Annotated in this window: 3 protein-coding genes and 1 pseudogene; 1 reads left to right on the forward strand and 3 read right to left on the reverse strand. The window is 39.8% G+C overall.

Going from position 1 to position 4255, the window contains the following annotated elements; genetic code table 11:
* The 3 genes from VK097_RS12675 to VK097_RS12685 form a co-directional block, all read right to left on the reverse strand.
* Positions 1 to 372 (reverse strand): substrate-binding domain-containing protein (locus VK097_RS12675; protein ID WP_324212176.1); only part of this gene is annotated, 372 nt, incomplete at its 3' end.
* Between the two features lie 771 nt (positions 373 to 1143).
* Positions 1144 to 2598 (reverse strand): SLC13 family permease, encoded by a 1455-nt coding sequence (locus VK097_RS12680; RefSeq protein WP_324212177.1) that lies wholly within the window; start codon positions 2596 to 2598, stop codon positions 1144 to 1146.
* Positions 2573 to 3781, reverse strand: coding sequence for a glycerate kinase family protein (locus tag VK097_RS12685; RefSeq protein ID WP_324212178.1), 1209 nt, complete (start codon positions 3779 to 3781; stop codon positions 2573 to 2575). The genes VK097_RS12680 and VK097_RS12685 overlap by 26 nt, the downstream gene beginning before the upstream one ends.
* 234 nt (positions 3782 to 4015) lie before the next feature.
* On the opposite strand from VK097_RS12685, the pseudogene VK097_RS12690 reads away from it, so the two are divergent.
* Positions 4016 to 4255: pseudogene (locus tag VK097_RS12690) on the forward strand (alkaline phosphatase); the annotation flags it as partial.

Below are 4255 nucleotides of genomic sequence, written 5' to 3' on the forward strand. Positions count from 1 at the left end.
AGCGACCTTCAATTCTTTTACTTCCGTTCCAAGTTCTTCAGCAGTGGCTTTTTCCTCTTTTTTAATTTGACGGGAAGCATTGTTAAAATCAGTTCCGTCTTCTGCCAAGAACTTTTTAAAACCAGCACTTGTACCTGCACGACTTACTTCAACTGATACATTTTCCTGCTCGTTTATCATATATTCCTCAGCTAATTTGGCCATTAATGGGTAAACCGTGCCAGATCCATCAATCACAACATTGCCTTCTAATTCTGCTGATTCATTTCCTTCGGTTACTGTCTCACTTTCTTCTGCATTTGTTCCGCATGCAGTCATTACAACCGCAAGAGCAATGATGATCAAGAACATGAAGTACCTTTTGAACGTCATAAATAATTTCCCCCTTAGTCGCTTTTATGTTGGAGAAAGGTTTCCTCTCTCAACTGCATTATAACAAGCGAATGTTGAGCCAGTATGAATTACATGTAAAGATTTTGTAAATTCAAATAAATCATGCCCGAACAAGAAGACCCACGACAATGTCATAGCGCCTACTAAATGAGGGCGAATTGCTTTTAAGGGTGGGTGTATCTTACCACAGTGGAAAATACCCGCTTTTGGTGTTTTGCCTAGCCTGTTTCAACGAACAATGTTTGTGCGTGGCGAGTAGTCGCAGTCCCAGAACAAGGAAAGCTTCCTTGAGATACATCGCGGTTTTTTCGAGGAGTCTGTGTGTATTTCACTGCTGGCTCGCATTCATTTCTATGTATAGCTATACTTTTTCATAAACAACAATCTTCACAAAAGGCCCTTTTAGTAAGCTTTATTGCTTTTAATTCTCGTAGTTGATATAAATAGCGACGCACGTGCTGTTTGTTTTCCGCTGCGAACCGTTGCTTTCCGCGGGCAAGGAGGCTCATGGATCACCCGCGAAAAGCGTAGTGTATTTCCGAAGCGGTAACTTATGTCACAGTTTATATCGATTAAGAGGATTAAAGGCAAAAAACTTCACCAATTTTGGATTATCACTGAAACAAAAAAATCATCAGCTATTTTTCAACAGCTGATGATGAATGGAAAGGCTCCTTATATTATCTATAACTCAGTCAGGATCATTTCGCAAAACGCGAAAAGTAGTTCCTAATTCATTTTCCATCCTTTCTATATTGATAACCCTGTCCACTGCCAGTACGTAAAGTAAAACAGGAGTAAGACGAGAATATAAAACGGCATCAGTATGAAGCTGATCTTAAGTAAATCACCTGCTTTATACGTAACTTCGCCTTCTTCATAAAAAAGAAGCAAGGCTTTTGAACTAACTGGAAATGTCACACAATAATTCATTCCGATTAAACTTATAAAAACAACTCCAACAGGATTTGCGCCAATCATTTGTCCAAATAATAATAAACTTGGAATAAAAACAATCGCACGCGTCGTGTGGGATGTAATATATAAATGACTTGTCACTGTTACAATTAATATGAGTAACACAATCAGCCATTCTGAAGCATCCGTAAACAAATGCAATACACCGATCATTTCTTTTTCTATCCAACCTACAACACCGGAATCAACTAACACTTTTCCAAGTGCAGTGGCTGCAGCAACGAATAGAATTAAATTCCAGGATACTGACTTGATCCCCTGTTTCCAGCTGATCACACCATATTTAGGCAACATAAATAGAATAGCCCCGACCATGGTGATGAACGCTATATCATATCCATGAAGGGTTTCCGTCATCCAGGTCATAATCAATACGATAATGAACAAAATTGTCTTTCTTTCCTTTTTGGACATCGGCTGTTTTGCTTGAATACCTTCTTCATTCATCGGTGTATGAAGTGTATCCGTAGATATCTCCTTCGGCCATAACACCAGTTTGATGATAAACAATGACAAGAATGAAATTACAATCGCAAAAGGTGCCCCCCATATAAGCCACTGAACAAAGGATATGGACTCCCCTGTAGATGTTTCCAAAAAGCCGACTCCGATTAAATGGGAACCGGCCCCAATCAAGCTTGCTGATGTGCTCATTAAAATAATAACCGGTACGATGACAGCCAGTACCTCTTTTTCTTTATCAGAAAAATAGTCCCCCAATTGTTTGATAATTGGCATGGATAACGCTGCTCTCCCTGAAGTAGATGGGATAAAAAACGCTGAGATGCATAAGACGTACGTAAGTGATTTAAGAATAAAGTTTTTATTTTTCGCCCGGTTCATCATTGATTGACTAAACCGGTCAGCGAGTCCGGCATTGTTTATCGCTTCTCCAATAATAAATGCGCCGATCATGAGCCAGATAACTTCTTCACCAAATGAATGATATAACAGTTCAGGCTCACTGGCTTTCATGAATACGATAAACACAATAAGCGACACGGCCACATACCCCGCGGGGATTTTTGTGCCTATCCATAGCGTCATTGCTGACAGAAATGCAAATAGCGAGACTTTTGCAGCATAATCCAGGTTATCTATTGTTAAAATAAAGCTAGCGAAAAGAATATGGATGGCTATAATAACTTTTAATCTGGTAGAAAACCTATTGATAAAATCGAAAAAAATACTCTTCTTATCCTTATGCCTGTCTAACCTTGTTGCCATAGGCGTATATCCTTTCTCTGGAATTGGTTCTTTCACCCATTTTCATTCCAATCGTAATTTGGCGTAAAATGCATTCGACACTGTCTTCTATCCATTTTGGTGCTTTGATCATCGCCTGTTCTAATGTTACCGGTTTTTGTGTGATACTTAAATAAGCATCAATACCTGCAGCGTAATTAAGTTCTGCACCCTGGCCGACTGTTCCGGTTATTGCAACTACAGGAATGCCGTATTTTTTGGCAATCCTTGCTACTTCACACGGGATTTTTCCATTTGGTGTTTGAAAATCAAGGCTTCCTTCTGCCGTAATAACAAGATCAGCAGATGCTATTTTGTCCTCCATTTGGATAAAGTTCATTATCAAATCAAAGCGCGGGTATAATTGTGCACCGGTAAATGCAAGCAGTCCGGCTCCCAGTCCTCCTGAAGCACCGCTTCCCGGAGCATGGCGGACATCCATATCCATAGCTTGTTTAATTAATGAAGCGTAATGTTCCAGTGCCGAAGATAACATCTCGACTTGTTCCTGACTAGCCCCTTTTTGTGGACCGAATACTCTAGCGACGCCCTGTTTACCACACAATACGTTTGTCCAGTTACAAGCGACTTCAATTTCAATATCTGGTAATCTATTATCGGAATAAGTTGCGTCGACAGAAATCGCCTTCAACAAATCTTCACCGCCATTTATATTAATCACACGGTGCTCATTATCCAGAAAGCGGAAACCAAGCGCCTGTGCCATACCTGCACCTCCATCCGATGTGCCTGAATCACCACATCCAATCAGTATTTTATCAACCCCCATATTCAATGCATCAGTGATTAATTCTCCTACACCATAGGTCGTTGTTTTTAATGGATTTCTTTGATTATTTGGCACGTGCTTCAATCCAGCAACAGCTGCCATTTCTATCACTGCCGTTCGTTTGTTTCCTTCTACAAAAATTCCATAAAAACTCTCAATCTGCTCACCGACCGGACCGGTAACTTTTTTATAAATCAATTCACCGTTCTTAATTTTACTGATTGCTTTGGCAAACCCCTCACCGCCATCAACCATTGGAATCATATCTGTTTGTATAAATGGATCAAAACGCTTTGCCCCACTTTTCATTGCATGAGCCACTTCCTCAGCATCAAGGCATTCTTTAAAACCCGAAGGTATCATAATAACTTTCATCCTTGCTTCCTCCTCGTAATGATTTGTTACTTACAATAGTACCCTTGGGAAATTAAGGGACAGTTAGGAGGACATTAAAAATTGGTGAGAAAAATATCATTCATGTAACAAGAGTGTAAAGTCATATGTAATTCTTGAAATTTACAAACTCTTTACACCCAATTCATACTGGCTCAACACTCATAAGTTAGTATAGAGATAGAGTAAATACTAGTTTGAAAGGATGGATGCAAATTGTTTAAAAAAGCAGGAGTAATCTTACTTAGTTCAGCACTATTATTTACAGGCGGCAGTCTGGCGTTTGGACCGGAGCAAGGGGAGGCTAAGAAAAACCCACCACCACAGGCAAATCAAAAGGTTGAAAATGTTATCTTCATGGTTCCGGATGGGTATTCAGCTTCTTATGCAACAAACTATCGTTGGTATAAAGGAGAAGAAACGGTGCTAGATTCCATGCTAGTCGGAATGATGCGA

The organism is Lentibacillus sp. (assembly GCF_035301675.1).
In the GTDB taxonomy this organism is placed as follows: Bacteria; Bacillota; Bacilli; order Bacillales; family Amphibacillaceae; genus Lentibacillus.